Here is a 17,761-nt window from a genome sequence, read left to right as displayed (position 1 = left end):
AAGGAATATATCACATTGATTTCAAGTAATTCTTAGATAATAAGATATTTTGGGAAAATTAATTATCGCGATTATGTAGAAGAATAATAGACTAAGAAATCTCGACACCAATTCTTTGGCAAACAGAGAGCAATACTGGAAGTTGCAAAGGTAAAAAATCCAGATAGATAGTTAGATTGGTTCATAACTGTACCATAGAACAAGTTTTTTGGCTGAATCGATTCATAAGAGAAACGACAACCAATTTGACAATCACCGATTATGATAAATACCAAATTAAATCAAAATATATACTTTTAAAGAATTCCATTAAGGATTCTACTAAGTTAGTTCGAGAGGAAAAGTTTGAAATGACTTATTCTATTGTTGCATTAGCCATAAAAGATCCTTGATTTAGACAGCAAATTTTGATTGCTGTTTTTTTTTATAAATTTGGGGTATAATGTTTACGATAAAGTGGATGTTATTTCGAGGAGGAATCGAAATGAAAAAGTATATCTATAAAAACAGAGGATCCGCATTGGTTACGGTGCTTGTCGTCATGATGATCATGATGGTATTAGGCGTTTCCATCCTGCGGGTCAGTGTATCCGAAAATACATTTGCAAAACACAATGAAGAGCAGTTGCAAGCATATTATGTTGCACGATCAGGCGCACAGGCTATTGCGGAATATATGATACAAGACGGAAATGATGATGCCGATGACTTGATCGATGCGGGATTTTCTGCACCAAATTCTCAAATAGGAAACGGAGAATTTAGAGTCAGTGTCGATGAGGATGCAACAACAGGTGCCATCGTTATTACTTCGGAAGGGACTTTTAACGGGAAGAAAGACATTGTCAAGATACAGCTGGAAGAATCCCTTGGTGGTTTGTTTGATTTTGCAATATTGGCAAAGAATATCATATCTAATGACGGTAACGGTAATGGAGCAACCATTACTGGTGGTGAAATAGCTTCCATAACGGATGAGATCGATTTAAATGACAAGGTTGTATACGAAGAAGGGCACACGTCCATAACGGACTTGCCGCCCATTGAAGAGCCAGCATCATACGATGGAGACTTGAGTGATTACACTTACTCCGGAAAAGAAAAGTATGGATATTTGATCAATGTCAATGCAGGTGAAGAGTTGATTTTGTATGCTTCCAGCGTTAAATTAGGAAATGATAACGAAAAAATCATGATCACTGGAGGCGGAGAAGTGCATCTGTATGTCGACGGTGTTGTGGAATTGAAGGGATCGATCACTGCAGATGGTTCAAAACTTTACATCTACGCGATGGGAACAGATGCTTTTAGCATGGCAGGTTCCGGTTTGACGTTTACAAATGTAGGTATCTACGCACCCCTTCGACTTGTTGATTATAATAATTCCACAGGTAACGATCCAAGCAAGGTTTTGGATGGGATCATCATTGCAAAAGATGTCATGATCCACAACTACACTACGATAGTTTACAACGGCAGCATGGATGGTTTCAACATAGACACTTCTGGTGTGGGAGTTAGGTATACAGGATATAAATGGATCAATTGAATTCAAGTATACAGTTAGAAGGTGTGAACATGATAAAACGGATAAAAAATAAAGACGCAATGACCTTGATCGAGGTCGTAATTGCGGTGGCTGTATTTGCGATCATGGCCATACTTTTCATTTCTCTCTTTACGTCATCCATCCTTTGGATATTTGGAGCAGGAGATCGTGGAGAAGCATATAGCAATGCGCAAGGAGATATCGAAACGAGATTGGGAACAAAGGATGCAGGAGCCAGTCAGGATTTGGTGATCGATTTTGGTGGAACAGATGTTACCATCGAAGGTGGATTGGTTGAATCCGAACAGACGGTTGGAGACAAGGATTCTAAATTGGTCACGTTTTTGCCAAAGGTTCCGACCATATCCATCGATCCGACGTCTAAATCCGAAGGATATCAGAACAGAACAATCGTGGTGAATGGTGAAAATACAAATTTTACAAGTGGAAGCACAACGGTGGAATTGTTGGACAAGTTTGGAAGTATCGTTTTGGCAACCATCAACACTCCAACGGTTTCCAGTGATACATCTTTGAATTTTACACTGCCAAATACTGTGGATCCCAGTTATTCATGGAACTACTATTATGATCATTTGCTGAGTAATGAGTTCATCGTTCGTGTACGAACCCCCATATCAGGAAAACCGGATCAGTTGGCGCGAGCAAAGTTTCGTGTAGATCAACCGGACTTTTTGGCCATCGGGAATACATCTGTCTTCGTTACTGAATTGGAAGGAACGATAACTGATATTACTTGGATGGATCGATCTTCTAAGATCGGTTTAAACGGACTTGTTACAAGTGTAATCAACGCATCGGCAAGCAATGGAACATCTTATGCTGTAGTAGGAGACGATGGTTTGTTTTTACTGTCTCATGACTTAGAACCTTGGACCAGAACGTCTGTATCAGCGGAAGATCTTCTTGGGGTTGCATGGTCATCGCAGTATGAGAAGTTTTATGTAGTGGGAAGAGATGGCAGGATCTATTCATCGTCGGATGGTAGCTTTTGGTCGAACAACTATGATCCCGGCACACCGGATACTGGTATGAGTTATGCCCTTCACGATATTGTTTCTACCGACTTTGCTGGTACGTATGTGTTGAATGCCGTCGGTGATTCCGGAAGATTATTGTATTCTTCAAACGGCTCTACATGGAATGAAGCTGTGACGAATATAAGCGATGACTTGCGTGCAATTACTTCCGGTGCGTATAGTGGCAGTAATTTACTGATCGGTGTTGGAGATAATGGACGAATCGTTTCTTCATCCGATGGCAGCACATGGACAACAGGTACAATAGCGTCTGTTGGAAATATCAATGATGTTATATATTTCAACGGTAGTTTTATTGCGGTTGGAGATAATGGTTTGATTTTAACTTCCGTTGATGGAGGAAGTAACTGGAGTATCCAATACGTTGGAACAAACAGTTTAAGAAGTATCCATGCACGTGGAACAAATTATATTATTGTCGGAGATAGCGGAACAGTTCTATATTCCAACAATGGAACAAGTTGGATCCCGACAACAGGTCTTGGTGTAGATTTGAAATCTGTTGTAGGAAGATGATAGGCGATGAAAATGACAAAAAAATGGTTTCGTGAAAACAGAAAAGGTCTGACGTTGGTTGAGCTCGTCATCACTCTTGCCATAGCAATTTTGATCCTGGGTGCGATCTTTAGCTTCTTTTTCTTTAACAACAGCCTATACAACAAAGGTACAGCACTTTCCCAGGTGCAGTTTGACGTACGTATGGCTTCCCAATATGTGACGAAAGAATTGCGAAATGTGGATGAAATCAGCACCACAGACAATGCATTGGCGGACAGTATGGATTTAACATCTCTTTCGGCAAAGTATCCTTTGGTCAATGGAATAAGTTTTGAAATCGTAAATAGCGGTACTCATTATATGGTATCCTACACGATCCAAGGAAGCGATGCATCTGGAGAAAACAATTATCAAATCGATACCAATGTTTTACTAAACAACATAACAAACACTACGCCGGGAAGCGGTTCGGTGATCTACTATGAATAAATTTTAAATGAAATTTTTTAAAAACTTCGGCAACTTGCCGGAGTTTTTTTATTCCTCTCTAAAATTTTTGAAGGAAATCATGGTAAGATGGAGAAAAAGAAATCAGGAAGTAATGTAAGGGGTTGACATCATGGAATGGTATTACATGTTCGTCGTATTTGTATTCGGTTTGTTGATTGGGAGTTTTTTGAATGTGGTGATCTATCGGCTACCGGAAGGGCAGTCCATTGCATCGCCGCCTTCCCACTGTCCCCAGTGCGGGACACCGCTCAAACCGGTGGATCTGGTTCCCGTTTTGAGTTGGTTGATGCTGGGAGGGAAATGTCGCTATTGCAAGGCCAAGGTACCGGCTCGGTATGCGTTAGTAGAGTTGTTGACGGGGTTTTTGTTTTTATTCACCTATCTGCAGTTTGGTCTCTCCTGGATGCTCTTGGTCCACCTTGTCTTTGTGGCAGTCCTCATTGCCATGACCTTCATCGACCTGGATCATCAGATCATACCCGATGAACTGAATGTCTTTTTGCTAGTGATCTTTGTCGTCGCCAACCTGGCCCTGGGCTTCATCCCATGGAAGGATGCCGTCTTTGGCGCTTTGGCTGGATTTATACCCTTGTTTCTACTGGTCCTCCTCACCGGTGGTGCCGGCATGGGCATGGGGGATGTGAAACTCATGTTTGTACTGGGCCTCTATCTGGGACTGTGGCATACCCTGTTGACCTTGTTTCTGTCCTTTATCTACGGGGGGTTCTTTGGAGTAGTACTTTTGGCGACTAAAATCAAAAAGCGGAAGGATGCCATACCCTTTGGTCCCTGGATCGCCCTGGCGGCTCTGACGACCCTGTATTTCGGCTCCAACCTCATCAGCTGGTATTTGGGCTTCCTCCTTTGAAAAACCGCGGGATCACCTATCTGGAGCTTGTGGTGGTGGTTGGGATCCTGGGCATCTTGCTTGCTGTGGCCGGTTTTGGGTCAAACGTGTTTTCCACCATCAAAGACCAGCGGGCATTGGACCAGGATATCCGGGTGATCCATAAGAGTCTGGTGGAGGCAAGGAACCAGACCATCCTGGATGGCCGGAAGCGGCAGGTCCTTGTATCCGGCAGTTGCATGTATCTTCAGACCGTCACTCCTTCCGGCACTACGACGGAAAAAATACCCTATCATGAGAACCTGCGTTTGGTCACCAACACCTACAGCAGCAAAAAATTGATCTTCTATCCGGAAGGCACCGTCAGTTCCGGTGGAAGCATCACCTTCCAAAATAAATCAGGAACCAAGAAAACCATTGTCGTGCAAATCGGAAGCGGCAGAATTTACTGGAAAGAGGGTTGATCATCCTGAAGGTGAAAGGTTTTACGTTTATCGAGATCATCGTATCCATCTTTATTCTTTGCATTTTATCCATTTCTTTTCTATTCATGTCTACCTTTTATTTGTCCGCCATGGCCAGGGCGTCCAGTCGCTACGAACAGACGAATCGGGCGGAGGAAGTGTTGGAAGCCGTGGTATCGGATCTGAAGGAAGGACCGGCATCACCTGCGACCTATGAGGCTTTGGAGCAGCTCCATTGCAGTGAATATTATGAGGTGACCATCAAACCTTATGAGGGGAAGGATCGGACCCTGGAAGTGGAAGTCTGGCAGAAAGAAAATGGAATCGGCCTCCAAACCCTGGTACATGTGCCATGAAGAAAGCCAAAGGGTATAGCTTGATTGAACTGCTGATAGGGATGCTCTTGCTGAGCTTGGCATGGAGCATGGCCATGGGAATTCTGGGAAACCAACTCAAGACGGTACGTGCTTTGACCAACCGGATGGATGTGGAAACCAACGTTCGTCACACCATGATCCTGCTGGAACGACAACTGGAACAGTCGGACCGGATCATTGTTGAGAATGGAACCATGTATCTGAGGGATCTGGAAAATCCTGTTTATCTCAATTATTATAGCCTGGAGGGGATCTATTTGCACAAGAACAAGGTCTATGAAAATCTGCGTTCCATCGGTTTGGGATCCAAGTCCCAGATGGCCTATCCCATAACTTCCTTTCAAATGGAAGCCCAGGAAGACGGTACTGTTCTGTTGACCGTGGAGAGTACTTTTGAAGAACAAGTCTATCGCCTGACCAAAGTGGTCACACCGGCTTCTCCGGTGGTTACCCTTGAGTAGGGGAGGGAAAACCGGATCCACCAGAGGTGCCATACTGCTTGTGGTGTTGATGCTGGTTCTTTTTTTGTCCCTTTTTTCCCTGCTTCTCACCCCCATGACCCTCCTCCACCACAAAAGCATCGTCCACTATGGGGAGAGCATCTCCATGGAGAAATTGGCTTATGGCGTCCGGGAACTTGCCCTGGAACTATTGGAGAGGGAATGGACGACGGCATGGGATTCGGGCTGGGTTGTTTGGAACGAGGAACATTCTTACCGGTACCGGATCTCTTATGTTTCCGACTACGAAAGAACTTTGGACGTGTTTGTGAAAAATAATGTACTGGAAAGACATTTTTCCGGTAGGGTCGTCAAAAGCCTGCCTGTTCTATCCTTGAAGGACATGGCCGGCTATGGGATCTATTCTACAGAGGATCTTTTCATCGAGGATCTGGCAAAGATCCGGGCAACACCGCCATTGGTAGGCATCGGAACCCTTAAAAATATGAATATTTTCAATTTTGGCGGTCCAAACCGTTTAAACATGCATATAAATGGCAATATATACTTAGAGTCTATCCGTTGGGAAAGTTTTCATAATTCCTACGTCTTGAACCCATCTGTTCTGCCATTATACGACGACATCATGATGGGTGAATTTATTTATTTACTTCAGAACCGTTGTGGTGATAGAATGGGAATTGAAGGGAATCAATATTCACAAGTTGTGGATCTTGGTTCCATGCCGGATGATTTGGATGTGTTCGTGGTTGAAAACGTGGAGGAACTGACCGTGGGGGGAAGTTTTTCGGGACTTCTGATCCTTCGTCGCTGCAACAGGGTGGTGTTGGAGGATGTGGAGATCACCGGAATGATGATCTTGAGCGGTTGCCAGGTCCATTCCATGGTGGATGGACGGATCCATGGTGTTTTCGGGTTGGTGGAGACCTTCGGGTCCACTCCCCTTGATCTGGAATTGGAGTACGATCCCCAGTTCCTGACAGGGTTGGAAGAATACCTGACCATGGAGATCACCGAACCGGCGAATCGAGGGCAAGTGTACGTGGAGGAGTTTACGCAATCGCAGTAAACTTCGTAAAAGGGGGGATGAAGTTTGTTAGGCAAAAAGCAATCAGTAACGGTGTTTGATTTTGGCAGCAAGAATTCAAAAATGGTCACCGCCACTCTTCGGGACCGGGAGATCCAGGTGGAAGGCTATCAGATCTTGCCCACACCGGACGGAGCCATCGATAATGGCAACGTGACGGACCCGGAAGCCGTGGGGAAAATGGTGGATACCTTTTTGAAGCACGGGAAGTTGGGGGAAGCCAGGCTCCTTCTTTCATCCAGCGATGTGGTCATACGGACCTTTGATCTTCCAAAAATGGAAATGAACGAACTCAAGGAAGCCGTCAAGTACGAAATGTCCGTATTGTTGCCGGACCGGATGGAAAACTATATCGTGGACAGCAGCCTGGTGGACGAATTCGTGCGCCAGAACGAAGACGGTGAAGAGGTCATGATGAACACCATGCAGGGTGTCGCCGTTCCCAAAAACATGGTTTACGAGTACCTGGAGATCTTCAACCGAAACAACGTGGAGATCGAAGTGGTGGACGTCCAGTCCAACGCCCTGATCAAGTTGGTGAACGGACCGGTGACTTGTTTCGATTTGCGGTTGCCCGACGGTGGGGAAGCCAAGGATATAGCCATCATCGATTTGGGAAACCAGAAGACAGGCATCACCCTATTGGAAAATCAGAAATTATTCCTGCAGCGTTCTTTGGCCGTCGGTGGACGGGATATAACGAAGATCATATCCGAAGCACTGGACATGTCCATGGATGAGGCGGAAGAATGGAAACGAAACAACGACTTCGCATTTCTCCGAAAAGAGGAACTCAACGAAGTGGAAAAAATGCTCTACGACCAGATCACCAACGTGCTCTACGACATCACCATGGAAATAAATCAAGTCTTGGAATTTTTCATATCCATGTCCAAACAGAAAAAGCTGGACCGGATCTTCCTGGTGGGCGGCGGGTCCTGCATCCCCGGCGTGGGTGAATACATCCAGCGCTACACCAACATTCCTACCGTGTGGGTGGACCGGTTGGTGAACGTAGCGTTCAAAGATCTCAAGAGCAACAATCATGTGCCGTTCCTTGTGGATGCCATCGGCGCCGTCGTTAGGAGGGTGTGACCATGCGCGATATCAACCTGCTACCTAAGGATCTCAATCTAAAAAAAGATGTCAAGAAGAAACGTTCCATGAATATTCTTCTGGTTTTACTGGTTCTGGCACTCCTTTTGGTGGGCTACGGAGCCTTGTACAGTTTCAACCGTCAAACGGAACGGGACTTGGTGGATGTGGAAAACCAAATCGCCGCTTTAGCGGAAGTACAAGCCAGAAAGACCCTGGTGGAGAAAAAACAACAGGAATTGGCTTATAGAGAGCAAAGATCATCTGAACTAGACGTGAACAAGATCAACTTTTACAACTTGTTGACCAAAGTGGAGACCACCTTGCCGGAAAGCGTCAGCTTTATCACGCAAAATACGGGCAGCGGTACCATGACCATCAGCGGCGTAGCCAAATCACGGGATGAAGTGGCCGATTTTGCCGCCAAACTGAACCAGATCGACAATGTCTCCAACGTATGGATCAACTCCGTACGGGCCGCAGACAACGATATTTATGAATTCAACATGAATTTAGTGTACAGCAACGGAGGTGATCAGCAATGAGTTTGAGCAGACGGGAAAGAATACTTGTCACTTTGTTGTTGGTCGTGGGAATCGGATTCCTATATATCAACTATTTGATTCTTCCGAAATACGACGAGTGGACAGCCAATAAGGCTACCTTGGCCCAACGCCAGACGGTTTTGGACGAGCTTCAGGCACTGGACCGGGGAAACACCTTGGAAGTGGAAGAAGCCAGGATCGAGGAACTCTCCAACCAATTGGATGAAGTCATACCAAGAGACACCATGCTACCCTTGTTGTATCTGGATCTTTTGAAACAGGTGGAAGACTCCGACGTGGACTTGGGAAGCGTAGACTTCGGATTGCCGGTGAAAGCGGAAACGGAAGGGCATGAAGGCACCTTCCTCAACAGCATAGATGTACGGATGAACCTGTCCGGCAAATATGCGACCCTGGATGAGTTTGTCCGGTTGGTCTATACCAACGGCAGAAAACTGACGGTGGAATCGGTGAACTACAACTTGAGCGACGGTTTGGTCAATGCCAACATCGTCCTTCGTTCCTATGCATTCTTGAAAGATGGAGAAAGCTTTACGGCTTTTGAAGATTATGAATTCATCGAAGGCAAGGATTTCGGCAAGGAAAACCCATTTGACTACATACCTCCTGCTTCCGGTGGGACCGGTGGTACAGGCGGTACTGGCGGAACTGGTGGTACCAATGGAGACGACGATGATGATGACGAAGATGATGATGATGATGGTGACACCAACGGAAACGCCAACACGGGAGACAATCCGCAAACCGGTTTGTTCGGACCTCGCATCGTTGTGGATGATCCCTTGGATCTGATCAGCGGCGGGACCGTGGAAGGAAACCGGGTCTATCTGAAATTTGTCAGTTTCCATCCTTTGGAGAAAGCGACCCTCAATGGTCGGGAGATCAGTCTCCAGTACAACGACGTCATGGTCACCACTCCGGGAACGTTCGAAGTGGTGGTGGAAGACATCAACGGAAATACGGACACTTTTACTTTTACCTTGAAGAAATAAACACCAGCCCGAAACTCCCATATGGTTTCGGGCTTTTTCCCATTGAATGAAGGAGCAGGTCATGAAGAAATCAACGGTCACGATCAAGAATTTAAAACTGAATAAGGAAAACACCAACATCTGTGTTCCAGTTCTGGAAAAAACCGTGGTGGAGGCCATCAAGGAAGGCAAGCAGGCGGGGATCGCCCAACCGGACCTGATGGAGATCCGCCTGGATCTTTTGGAAGAAAACCAGCTGGGAAACGCCCAGGACATTTTTATTGCATTAAGGGGGCATATGCCCTATTTGCCTCTCTTGGCCACCTACCGCAGTCAAGGAGAAGGGGGCAATGGAAAAATGGACGCCAAAGGCGTTTTTGGGCTTTACAGGGCCATCGATGCTTCCGGATGTGTGGATATGGTGGATCTGGAGATGTCTTGGGATCCCGCCATCCTCCAGGAGGGGTTGGAGCATTTTACCCAAAAAGGGGTGGCCACCCTGGTCTCCTACCACAATTTTGACGGTACCCCAACAGTGGAGGAGATGGTCAACCAATTTATCCAGGGGGAACAAATGGGAGCCGACCTGGTGAAGATCGCCGTCATGCCCCAGTCTCCCAAGGATGTGGCCGGTCTTTTTGCCGCTTGTGCCAACGCCTGGGATGTATTGACCATTCCATATGTGGGGATCTCCATGGGGGATCTTGGCAAAATAACAAGGATCGGGGCTTCCACCTTCGGCAGCTGCATGACCTTTGCAGCGGAAAAGAACAAGACCTCGGCACCGGGTCAGATAGAGACAACAAAACTCCGGCGGGTCCTGGAGATCCTGAACGATGAGGATGATACCCCATGAGTAGAAACAACATCTCCCTGATCGGTTTTATGGGGACGGGGAAGACCACCATCGGACGAAACCTGGCCAAAGCCTTGAACTACGAATTCGTGGACGTGGATCGGTTTATTGAAGAACAGGAAGGGATGACCATCAGCCAGATCTTTTCCTGCTGGGGGGAAACCTACTTCCGCCAACTGGAGACCAAGGCTCTGAAAGAGATCTTGCAGAAGGAAAAACAGGTCATCTCCACCGGTGGAGGCATCGTCATAAAAGAGGAGAACCGGCAGCTGCTGATGGAGCATTCTTTTGTGGTGGCCTTGAAGGCAACTCCCCGTAATCTATACTTCCGACTCAAGGAAAGCACCACCAGACCGCTGATCCAGGGACCCCATCCGGAACGTACCATCCGACACATGATGCACAGGCGCTATCCCTACTACAACCAGAACCATTTCAGCGTGGAAACGGACCGGCATAATGTAGCGGATAGTGTGTCACTTATTATGGAAAATTATATGGAAAAGCGGAGTGCTTTATGATAGTATAATTAAGGTATTACAGCAATCATACGGAGGGATAATATGGTATCTGCAGGAGATTTTAGAAAAGGGATCACCTTTGAAATGGATGACGATGTCTATGTGATCATCGATTTCCAGCACGTCAAGCCGGGAAAAGGTGCGGCCTTTGTGCGTGCAAAGATAAAAAACGTCAAAACAGGCAGTGTTGTGGAGCGGACATTCAATCCGTCGGAGAAGTTTCCGAAAGCCCACATCGAAACAAAGGAAATGCAGTATCTCTACAACGACGGCAACTTGTATTACTTCATGGATCAGGAGACATTCGAACAGATCCCTCTGAACTACGACCAGGTGGAAGAAGCCATGAAGTACCTGAAGGAAAACAACAACGCCACCATCAAGTTCATCAAGGGACAGGCCTTCTCGGTAGAAGCCCCATTCTTTGTGGAACTGGAAGTGACGGAAACGGATCCCGGATTTAAAGGGGATACGGCAACAGGAGCCAACAAACCGGCCATCGTGGAGACCGGTGCCCAGATCACCGTACCGCTGTTCGTGGAGATCGGCGATGTGATCCGCATCGACACGAGGACCGGGGAGTATATGGAAAGAGTTTAATGCAAAGTAATGCAATATGATCCAGGTTGGGTTATAATGAACAAAAGGAGGTTTGCATGATGGACTACATTAAAGAAAAAGTGTCTTATGTCAAGGGATTGTGCGATGGAATGGAAATCGACGAGACCACAAAAGAAGGCAAATTGTTTCTGAAGATCATCGAGATTTTAGGAGATTTGACCGACGCGGTAGAAGGGCTGGATGAAGCCTACGACGATCTGGAAGATTATGTGGAACTGATCGATGAAGATCTCATGGAAGTGGAAGACGAACTCTACGACCTGGAAATGCTGGATGACGACGATGATGAGGACGATTTCGACGAAGACGACATCTTCGAAGTGGAATGCCCCAATTGCGGAGCGGAATTCATCACCGATTTCGACGACATGGAAGATGAAGATTTCCAACTGGAATGTCCCGAATGCGGTTACGTTTTGGACATTATGGACCTGATGTGCGAATGCGACGACGAAGACTGTGACTGTCACAGCGATTCGGAAGAAGACGAAACAGAATAAGAAAACATCAAAGACCTCAGGCAGGAATGCTTGGGGTCTTTTTGTACCCAGTTGTTGGAGCATATAATTGGTTTAGAAAAAGTTAGAAGGGTATAATACCAGTAATACAAATGTTTCCACAGGAGGTTTTCCATGGCAAACGAAAAGGCAAATCCCCCTTACTACTATTCCAACAAGGGTTCTTTTGACGCCCATCTGTTTCATGAAGGTACGTTTTATCGAAGCTACGAATTTCTCGGAGCACATCCTTATGAAAAAGCCACCCGATTCGTCGTTTGGGCCCCCAGGGCTCAAGCAGTTTTTGTCGTAGGCGATTTCAACGACTGGCAGGAAGACTCCCTGCCCATGGAGCGGATCCACAACAGCGGCCTTTGGGAGATCTGCATCAGCGGTGTTGAAACCTTCGACAAGTACAAGTACCGGATCATCGGCCAGGACGGTTCTGTAGGAATGAAAGCAGACCCTTATGGTTTTCACAGCGAGGAACGTCCGGGGACGGCATCCAAATTTTTCGACATTACCAAGTACCGATGGAAAGACCGAAACTGGATCAAAAACCGAAACAAGACCCGACCCTATGATCGCCCCATTTCCATTTATGAAATGAATCTTCTATCCTGGAAGAAGGGGAGGGACGAGAGCCAGCTCTCCTACAGCCAGATCGCAAAAGAACTGGTGGTCTATCTGAAAAAGACCGGCTTTACCCATGTGGAACTGATGCCGGTGATGGAACATCCTTTCGACGGATCCTGGGGGTATCAGACCACCGGATATTATGCACCCACCAGCCGATATGGGACACCGAAGGATTTCATGGCCTTTGTGGACCTTCTTCACCAAAACGGGTTCGGCGTCATTTTGGACTGGGCCCCGGCCCATTTCTGCCGGGACGACCACGGCCTTCGCATGTTTGACGGGACCGCCTGTTTTGAATCCGTGGACAACCGCAGGGCTGACAACATCCAGTGGGGCACCTCCAACTTCGATTTTTCCAAACCGGAAGTTCTCAGTTTTCTCATTTCCAACGCCATGTACTGGCATGAATACTTTCATATTGACGGGCTGCGCATCGATGCAGTGGCCTATATGCTCTATTTGAATTTTGCCGGTGCGGATCTGAAAAACGAACAAGGAGGTTTTGAAAATTTCGAAGCCATCGAGTTTATTCGAAAACTGAACAAGGTGGTTTTTGAACATTTTCCCGGCACCATGATGATTGCCGAGGAATCCACCGCATGGCCACTGGTCACCGGGCCGGTGGACCAGGGAGGACTGGGTTTCAACTTCAAGTGGAACATGGGCTGGATGAACGACATCCTGGATTACATGGAGACGGATCCTCTATATCGAAAAGGAAAACAGCATGCCCTGACCTTTTCCATCACCTACGCCTTCTCCGAGAATTTCGTACTGCCCCTGAGCCACGACGAAGTGGCCCATGGGAAAAGGTCTCTCTTGGACAAGATGCCCGGGGAATACGAACAAAAATTTGCCAACCTTCGACTGTTGTACTTATACATGTTTACCCATCCCGGCAAAAAGCTTCTATTCATGGGAGGGGAGTTTGCCCAATTCATCGAATGGAACGAATGGCAGGAACTGGACTGGTTTTTACTGGACTATGAACTTCACGGGAAAATGCTCACCTACGTCAGCGAACTCAACAAGTTTTACAAGGAAGAGAAACCCCTGTACGAACTGGATGAAAGTTTCGACGGCTTTGACTGGGTGGAGCATGAAAATCATCAGGAGAGCATTCTGATCTACGAACGGGTGGACAGGCGGGGGGATCGCCTGCTCATTGCCTTGAACTTCACCCCTGTAGCCAGAACGGATTATCCCATCGGGGTGATGGAACCGGGATCCTACAAGACCGTGTTCCATTCGGACCGGATCCGGTATGGTGGAAACACCCTCCGGCCCAAGTCCGCCAGGACCCGAAAGCAAGGTCATCACCATCGACCGTATTCCATAACCGTGGACATACCGGCCCTGGGAGGGGTCGTTCTAAAAAATTCACCGAACCAAACGACACGCGGAAAAAAAGGAGGGCAATAACATGAAGAGAGAAAAAGTATTGGCCATGCTCCTGGCAGGCGGCCAGGGAACCAGGCTTCGCACCTTGACAAAGGACATTGCAAAACCTGCCGTGCCCTTTGGCGGGAAGTACCGCATCATCGATTTTCCTTTGAGCAATGCCGCCAATTCGGGCATTACAGACATAGGGATCCTGACCCAGTACAAGCCCTTCCAGCTCAATGAACATATCGGGATCGGATCCCATTGGGATTTTGACCGAAACACGGGAGGCCTTCGGATCTTGTCTCCCTATACCAATGAAGCTGGAGGCAGATGGTACCAGGGGACGGCCAATGCCATTTACGAGAACATCAGCTTTATCGATCATGTGGATCCCAATTACGTGTTGATCTTGTCCGGCGACCACATCTACAAAATGGATTACAAGAAGATGCTGGAGTTCCACAAGGAGAAAAATGCCCAGGCCACCATATCTGTCATTGAAGTGCCCTGGGAGGAAGCATCCCGTTTCGGCATCATGGCCACCGATGAAGAAGGACAGATCGTGGAGTTTGCAGAAAAACCGGAAAAACCAAAAAGCAATCTTGCTTCCATGGGGATCTATATTTTTGACTGGCCGGTACTCCGCGAATATCTGATCGAGGACATCAAAAATCCCGATTCCAGCAACGACTTCGGAAAAGACATCATCCCGACCATGCTGCAAGACGGCAAAAAGATGGTGGCCTACACCTTCGAAGGATATTGGAAAGACGTAGGAACGATAAAAAGTTACTGGGAAGCAAACATGGACCTGCTCTCCGAAGACGATACCCTGAATGTGTATGATCGGAGCTGGCGGATCTTTACAAAAAACAAAAACTTGCCGCCCCAGTTTGTTTCCGACACGGCAGAAGTGTACAACTCTCTGATCAACGAAGGATGCATCGTAGAAGGTCACCTGGACCGATGCGTATTGTTCAGTGAAGTTCGGGTGAAACAGGATGCCTACGTTCACAACAGCGTGGTCCTGTCCAACGCCACCATCGAAGAAGGTGCACGAGTCTACAACGCCGTGGTCATGGAAGGGGTCACGGTGAAAAAGGGCCAGGTTATTGGAGACAAAGACAATGGCAAGGTTTTCCTGGTATCAGAAGACACCATCATTGAAGAATAATAGGGGGGACAAAAATGGATAATTGCATGGGGATCATCGACTTCAACAATATTGAAGAAAATTTCGGAAAGTTATGCAAAAGCAGGCCCATGGCCATGCTGCCCTTTGGCGGTCGATACCGGTTGGCGGATTTTTTCCTGTCCAACATGGTGGATCACGACATCAACAACATCGGTGTCTTTACAGGCACCAAGATCCGAAGTGTCATGGACCACATGGGCAGTGGAAAGCCCTGGGACTTGAACCGGCGATTCAAAGGACTGTTTATTTTCCCGCCCCTTTTTGATGAGGAAAAAAACGGTGGGTATGGTGACTTGCAGCAATTCTTCAACAATGACGAATTTTTTGCCCGAAGTACGGAAGACAATATTTTTCTCAGCAACACCAACATGCTGGTGAAAATCGACATGGAGCGAGCCTACAAACATTTCAAGGAGACGGATGCAGATGTCACCTTGATCTGCAAACGGGTAAAAGATCCCAACGGGAAATTCATCAACTGTGAAAAAATCAAAAAGGACGACAACGGGTGTGTGAAAAGCGTGGGAGCCAACCTGGGTACGGAAGAAGAGTTCGACTTGTATGTAGGAAGCCTGTTCATCAAAAAAGAGGTATACCGGCAACTGGTCCGGGAAGCCATTGAAGAGGGGAATGCCCGTTATTTGAGGGATGCCCTTCTACGAGGGATCAACAAATACAAATTCAACTGTTTCGAACATGTAGGCCATATCGAAAGCATACGAAATGTAAAGAATTATTTTGACGCCAACATGAACTTGTTGGAGCCGGAGATCTACAACGAAATGTTCTTCAAATACGGCATCGTCTATACCAAAAATCAGGACGAGCCATCCACCTTCTACAAGGAGAACGCCGTCGTGAAAAACTCTTTGATCGCCAACGGCTGTACCCTGGATGGCAGTGTCCAAAATTCCATCTTGTTCCGGGGCGTAAAAATCGGGAAAAACGCCATTGTCAAAAATTCCGTCATCATGCAAAAGACGGTCATTGGAGAGAATGCCGTCATCGTCAACGCCATCCTGGACAAATACGTCACCGTGGAAGACGGGGTGGAGATCATCGGAAACCATACGGTGCCTTATGTTGTGGAAAAAGACATGGTCATCAGCAAGGAGGCGCAACGATGAATATTTTATTTGCAGCCGCAGAAGTGGTCCCATTCATAAAAACAGGAGGACTGGCCGACGTGGCCGGTTCTTTGCCGGCGGCGCTGAACAAGGGCACTACCCAGGTGCGGGTGGTGCTTCCCTTGTATAAAAGCATCAAAGAAAAATACGGAGATCTTTTGGAGAAAGTGACGGAGTATACTGTGGACTTGGGCTGGCGCAACCAGTACGTCGGCGTTTTTTCCCTGGAACACAATGGTGTCCTTCATTATTTTTTGGACAATGAATATTATTTCAACCGGGACGGCATCTACGGTTTTTTTGACGATGGAGAACGATTCAGCTGGTTTTCCAAAGCGGCTGTCCTCTTGTGCAAGCATGTGGATTTCAAACCGGATGTCATCCACGCCAATGACTGGCATACAGCGTTGATGAACCTGTATGTGGCCGACTTTGCCATCGGGGATGAAGACTATAAAAACATGAAGACGGTTTTCACCATCCACAACCTGAAATACCAGGGCGTTTTCGATGCAGACATGATGGGAGACGTCATGGGGATCGACATCCGCTATTTCCACGAAGACGGGATCCGTTTCTACAACCAGATCAATTTTATGAAAGGGGGCATCGTCTACAGCGATGCAGTGACCACGGTCTCGGAAAGCTACGCCACCGAGATATTGGATCCGTATTTCGGCGAACAGCTGGATGGGATCCTTCGAAAGCACCAGGACAAACTCCACGGTATCGTCAACGGCATCGACTACGAGGAATTCAGCCCCTCCAAAGATCCCCACTTATACAGCAACTATGACCTGCGCAGCGTCCACACCAGAAAACGGGAGAACAAGGCCTGGCTGCAAAACCGTTGGGGACTACCTACAGAAGGGGACATTCCCATGATCGGCATGGTCAGCCGCCTGGTAGACATGAAGGGCTTGGACCTGGTGGCCCACATTTTTGAAGAACTGATCCAGGAGGACATCCAGTTCGTCGTCCTGGGAACAGGAGACAAGGAATACGAAGACATGTTCCGTTACTTTGCACACCGCTATCCGGAAAAAGTTCGGGCCAATATCCACTTCTCCGAAGGGGAGGCCCACCAGATCTATGCAGGCAGCGATATGTTTTTAATGCCTTCCAAGTTTGAACCTTGCGGGATCAGCCAGTTGATCTCCCTGCGTTACGGTACCATACCCATCGTGCGGAGCATCGGCGGATTGCGGGATACGGTGGAGCCTTACGATCGGGAGAAGCAAACAGGCAACGGATTTTCCTTTACCGATTATAATGCACATGATATGCTATTTACCATTAAACATGCACTCAGCACGTACAACGACAAAGATGCATGGAAAGAACTGATCCGAAGAGCCATGAAGTCAAAAAACGACTGGAATGCCTCTTCGGCAAAATATCGAAAGTTGTACGGCAATCTGATGAAAAAATAG

Annotated in this window: 19 protein-coding genes; all 19 read left to right on the top strand. The window is 47.1% G+C overall.

Annotated features, from left to right (window positions below; translation table 11 throughout):
* Window positions 1-484: 484 nt before the first annotated feature.
* On the top strand, window positions 485-1,549 hold the full coding sequence (locus J0B03_RS00750; RefSeq protein WP_207299994.1) for a DUF7305 domain-containing protein: 1,065 nt from the start codon (window positions 485-487) through the stop codon (window positions 1,547-1,549).
* Window positions 1,550-1,578: 29 nt separating this feature from the next.
* Window positions 1,579-3,126: a prepilin-type N-terminal cleavage/methylation domain-containing protein gene (locus tag J0B03_RS00745; RefSeq protein ID WP_207299993.1), complete on the top strand. Its 1,548-nt coding sequence runs from the start codon at window positions 1,579-1,581 to the stop codon at window positions 3,124-3,126.
* A gap of 6 nt (window positions 3,127-3,132) precedes the next feature.
* Window positions 3,133-3,597 carry a PilW family protein gene (locus J0B03_RS00740; RefSeq protein WP_207299992.1) on the top strand — a complete coding sequence of 155 codons (465 nt, stop codon included), beginning with the start codon at window positions 3,133-3,135 and terminating at the stop codon, window positions 3,595-3,597.
* A 130-nt stretch (window positions 3,598-3,727) separates the two neighbouring features.
* Window positions 3,728-4,486 carry a prepilin peptidase gene (locus J0B03_RS00735; RefSeq protein WP_246798148.1) on the top strand — a complete coding sequence of 253 codons (759 nt, stop codon included), beginning with the start codon at window positions 3,728-3,730 and terminating at the stop codon, window positions 4,484-4,486.
* Window positions 4,483-4,929, top strand: coding sequence for a type II secretion system protein (locus J0B03_RS00730; RefSeq protein WP_207299991.1), 447 nt, complete (start codon window positions 4,483-4,485; stop codon window positions 4,927-4,929). The genes J0B03_RS00735 and J0B03_RS00730 overlap by 4 nt, the downstream gene beginning before the upstream one ends.
* Complete coding sequence (locus J0B03_RS00725; RefSeq protein WP_207299990.1) at window positions 4,926-5,285, top strand: type II secretion system protein; 360 nt, start codon at window positions 4,926-4,928, stop codon at window positions 5,283-5,285. Before J0B03_RS00730 ends, J0B03_RS00725 begins: the two co-directional genes overlap by 4 nt.
* A complete protein-coding gene (locus tag J0B03_RS00720; RefSeq protein ID WP_207299989.1) occupies window positions 5,282-5,767 on the top strand; it encodes a prepilin-type N-terminal cleavage/methylation domain-containing protein in 486 nt (161 codons plus the stop codon). The genes J0B03_RS00725 and J0B03_RS00720 overlap by 4 nt, the downstream gene beginning before the upstream one ends.
* Complete coding sequence (locus J0B03_RS00715) at window positions 5,760-6,836, top strand: hypothetical protein (RefSeq protein ID WP_207299988.1); 1,077 nt, start codon at window positions 5,760-5,762, stop codon at window positions 6,834-6,836. The genes J0B03_RS00720 and J0B03_RS00715 overlap by 8 nt, the downstream gene beginning before the upstream one ends.
* A 24-nt stretch (window positions 6,837-6,860) precedes the next feature.
* A complete protein-coding gene (gene pilM, locus J0B03_RS00710) occupies window positions 6,861-7,949 on the top strand; it encodes a type IV pilus assembly protein PilM (RefSeq protein ID WP_207299987.1) in 1,089 nt (362 codons plus the stop codon).
* 2 nt (window positions 7,950-7,951) lie between these two features.
* Window positions 7,952-8,494 (top strand): PilN domain-containing protein, encoded by a 543-nt coding sequence (locus J0B03_RS00705; RefSeq protein WP_207299986.1) that lies wholly within the window; start codon window positions 7,952-7,954, stop codon window positions 8,492-8,494.
* Window positions 8,491-9,507 (top strand): hypothetical protein, encoded by a 1,017-nt coding sequence (locus J0B03_RS00700; RefSeq protein WP_207299985.1) that lies wholly within the window; start codon window positions 8,491-8,493, stop codon window positions 9,505-9,507. The genes J0B03_RS00705 and J0B03_RS00700 overlap by 4 nt, the downstream gene beginning before the upstream one ends.
* 61 nt (window positions 9,508-9,568) lie before the next feature.
* Window positions 9,569-10,342, top strand: a complete 774-nt coding sequence (aroD, locus tag J0B03_RS00695) for a type I 3-dehydroquinate dehydratase (protein WP_207299984.1) — start codon at window positions 9,569-9,571, stop codon at window positions 10,340-10,342.
* The gene (locus J0B03_RS00690; RefSeq protein WP_207299983.1) at window positions 10,339-10,863 is read left to right on the top strand and encodes a shikimate kinase; all 525 of its coding nucleotides are present in this window, start codon (window positions 10,339-10,341) and stop codon (window positions 10,861-10,863) included. The genes aroD and J0B03_RS00690 overlap by 4 nt, the downstream gene beginning before the upstream one ends.
* A gap of 42 nt (window positions 10,864-10,905) precedes the next feature.
* Window positions 10,906-11,463, top strand: a complete 558-nt coding sequence (efp, locus tag J0B03_RS00685; RefSeq protein WP_207299982.1) for an elongation factor P — start codon at window positions 10,906-10,908, stop codon at window positions 11,461-11,463.
* Window positions 11,464-11,519: 56 nt separating this feature from the next.
* Window positions 11,520-11,984, top strand: coding sequence for a CD1247 N-terminal domain-containing protein (locus J0B03_RS00680; RefSeq protein WP_246798147.1), 465 nt, complete (start codon window positions 11,520-11,522; stop codon window positions 11,982-11,984).
* Window positions 11,985-12,116: 132 nt separating this feature from the next.
* Window positions 12,117-14,042, top strand: a complete 1,926-nt coding sequence (glgB, locus tag J0B03_RS00675) for a 1,4-alpha-glucan branching protein GlgB (RefSeq protein WP_207299981.1) — start codon at window positions 12,117-12,119, stop codon at window positions 14,040-14,042.
* Window position 14,043: 1 nt separating this feature from the next.
* Window positions 14,044-15,180, top strand: coding sequence for a glucose-1-phosphate adenylyltransferase (locus tag J0B03_RS00670; protein WP_207299980.1), 1,137 nt, complete (start codon window positions 14,044-14,046; stop codon window positions 15,178-15,180).
* 14 nt (window positions 15,181-15,194) lie between these two features.
* Entirely contained in the window at window positions 15,195-16,328 is a 1,134-nt protein-coding gene (gene glgD, locus J0B03_RS00665) for a glucose-1-phosphate adenylyltransferase subunit GlgD (protein WP_207299979.1), read from the top strand.
* Complete coding sequence (glgA, locus tag J0B03_RS00660; RefSeq protein ID WP_207299978.1) at window positions 16,325-17,761, top strand: glycogen synthase GlgA; 1,437 nt, start codon at window positions 16,325-16,327, stop codon at window positions 17,759-17,761. The genes glgD and glgA overlap by 4 nt, the downstream gene beginning before the upstream one ends.

The sequence above is a fragment of the Alkalibacter rhizosphaerae genome (assembly GCF_017352215.1).
GTDB lineage: Bacteria > Bacillota > Clostridia > Eubacteriales > Alkalibacteraceae > Alkalibacter > Alkalibacter rhizosphaerae.
The sequence above is the reverse complement of the archived record's forward strand: the minus strand, read 5'-3'. Positions and strand labels throughout refer to the sequence as shown.

Excerpts from the sequence above, each read along its gene's own strand:
- J0B03_RS00750 (WP_207299994.1), top strand. The coding sequence starts at position 485 with ATGAAAAAGTATATCTATAAAAACAGAGGATCCGCATTGGTTACGGTG.
- J0B03_RS00745 (WP_207299993.1), top strand. The coding sequence starts at position 1,579 with ATGATAAAACGGATAAAAAATAAAGACGCAATGACCTTGATCGAGGTC.
- J0B03_RS00740 (WP_207299992.1), top strand. The coding sequence starts at position 3,133 with ATGAAAATGACAAAAAAATGGTTTCGTGAAAACAGAAAAGGTCTGACG.
- J0B03_RS00735 (WP_246798148.1), top strand. The coding sequence starts at position 3,728 with ATGGAATGGTATTACATGTTCGTCGTATTTGTATTCGGTTTGTTGATT.
- J0B03_RS00720 (WP_207299989.1), top strand. The coding sequence starts at position 5,282 with ATGAAGAAAGCCAAAGGGTATAGCTTGATTGAACTGCTGATAGGGATG.
- J0B03_RS00705 (WP_207299986.1), top strand. The coding sequence starts at position 7,952 with ATGCGCGATATCAACCTGCTACCTAAGGATCTCAATCTAAAAAAAGAT.
- J0B03_RS00700 (WP_207299985.1), top strand. The coding sequence starts at position 8,491 with ATGAGTTTGAGCAGACGGGAAAGAATACTTGTCACTTTGTTGTTGGTC.
- aroD (WP_207299984.1), top strand. The coding sequence starts at position 9,569 with ATGAAGAAATCAACGGTCACGATCAAGAATTTAAAACTGAATAAGGAA.
- J0B03_RS00690 (WP_207299983.1), top strand. The coding sequence starts at position 10,339 with ATGAGTAGAAACAACATCTCCCTGATCGGTTTTATGGGGACGGGGAAG.
- efp (WP_207299982.1), top strand. The coding sequence starts at position 10,906 with ATGGTATCTGCAGGAGATTTTAGAAAAGGGATCACCTTTGAAATGGAT.
- J0B03_RS00680 (WP_246798147.1), top strand. The coding sequence starts at position 11,520 with ATGATGGACTACATTAAAGAAAAAGTGTCTTATGTCAAGGGATTGTGC.
- glgB (WP_207299981.1), top strand. The coding sequence starts at position 12,117 with ATGGCAAACGAAAAGGCAAATCCCCCTTACTACTATTCCAACAAGGGT.
- J0B03_RS00670 (WP_207299980.1), top strand. The coding sequence starts at position 14,044 with ATGAAGAGAGAAAAAGTATTGGCCATGCTCCTGGCAGGCGGCCAGGGA.
- glgD (WP_207299979.1), top strand. The coding sequence starts at position 15,195 with ATGGATAATTGCATGGGGATCATCGACTTCAACAATATTGAAGAAAAT.
- glgA (WP_207299978.1), top strand. The coding sequence starts at position 16,325 with ATGAATATTTTATTTGCAGCCGCAGAAGTGGTCCCATTCATAAAAACA.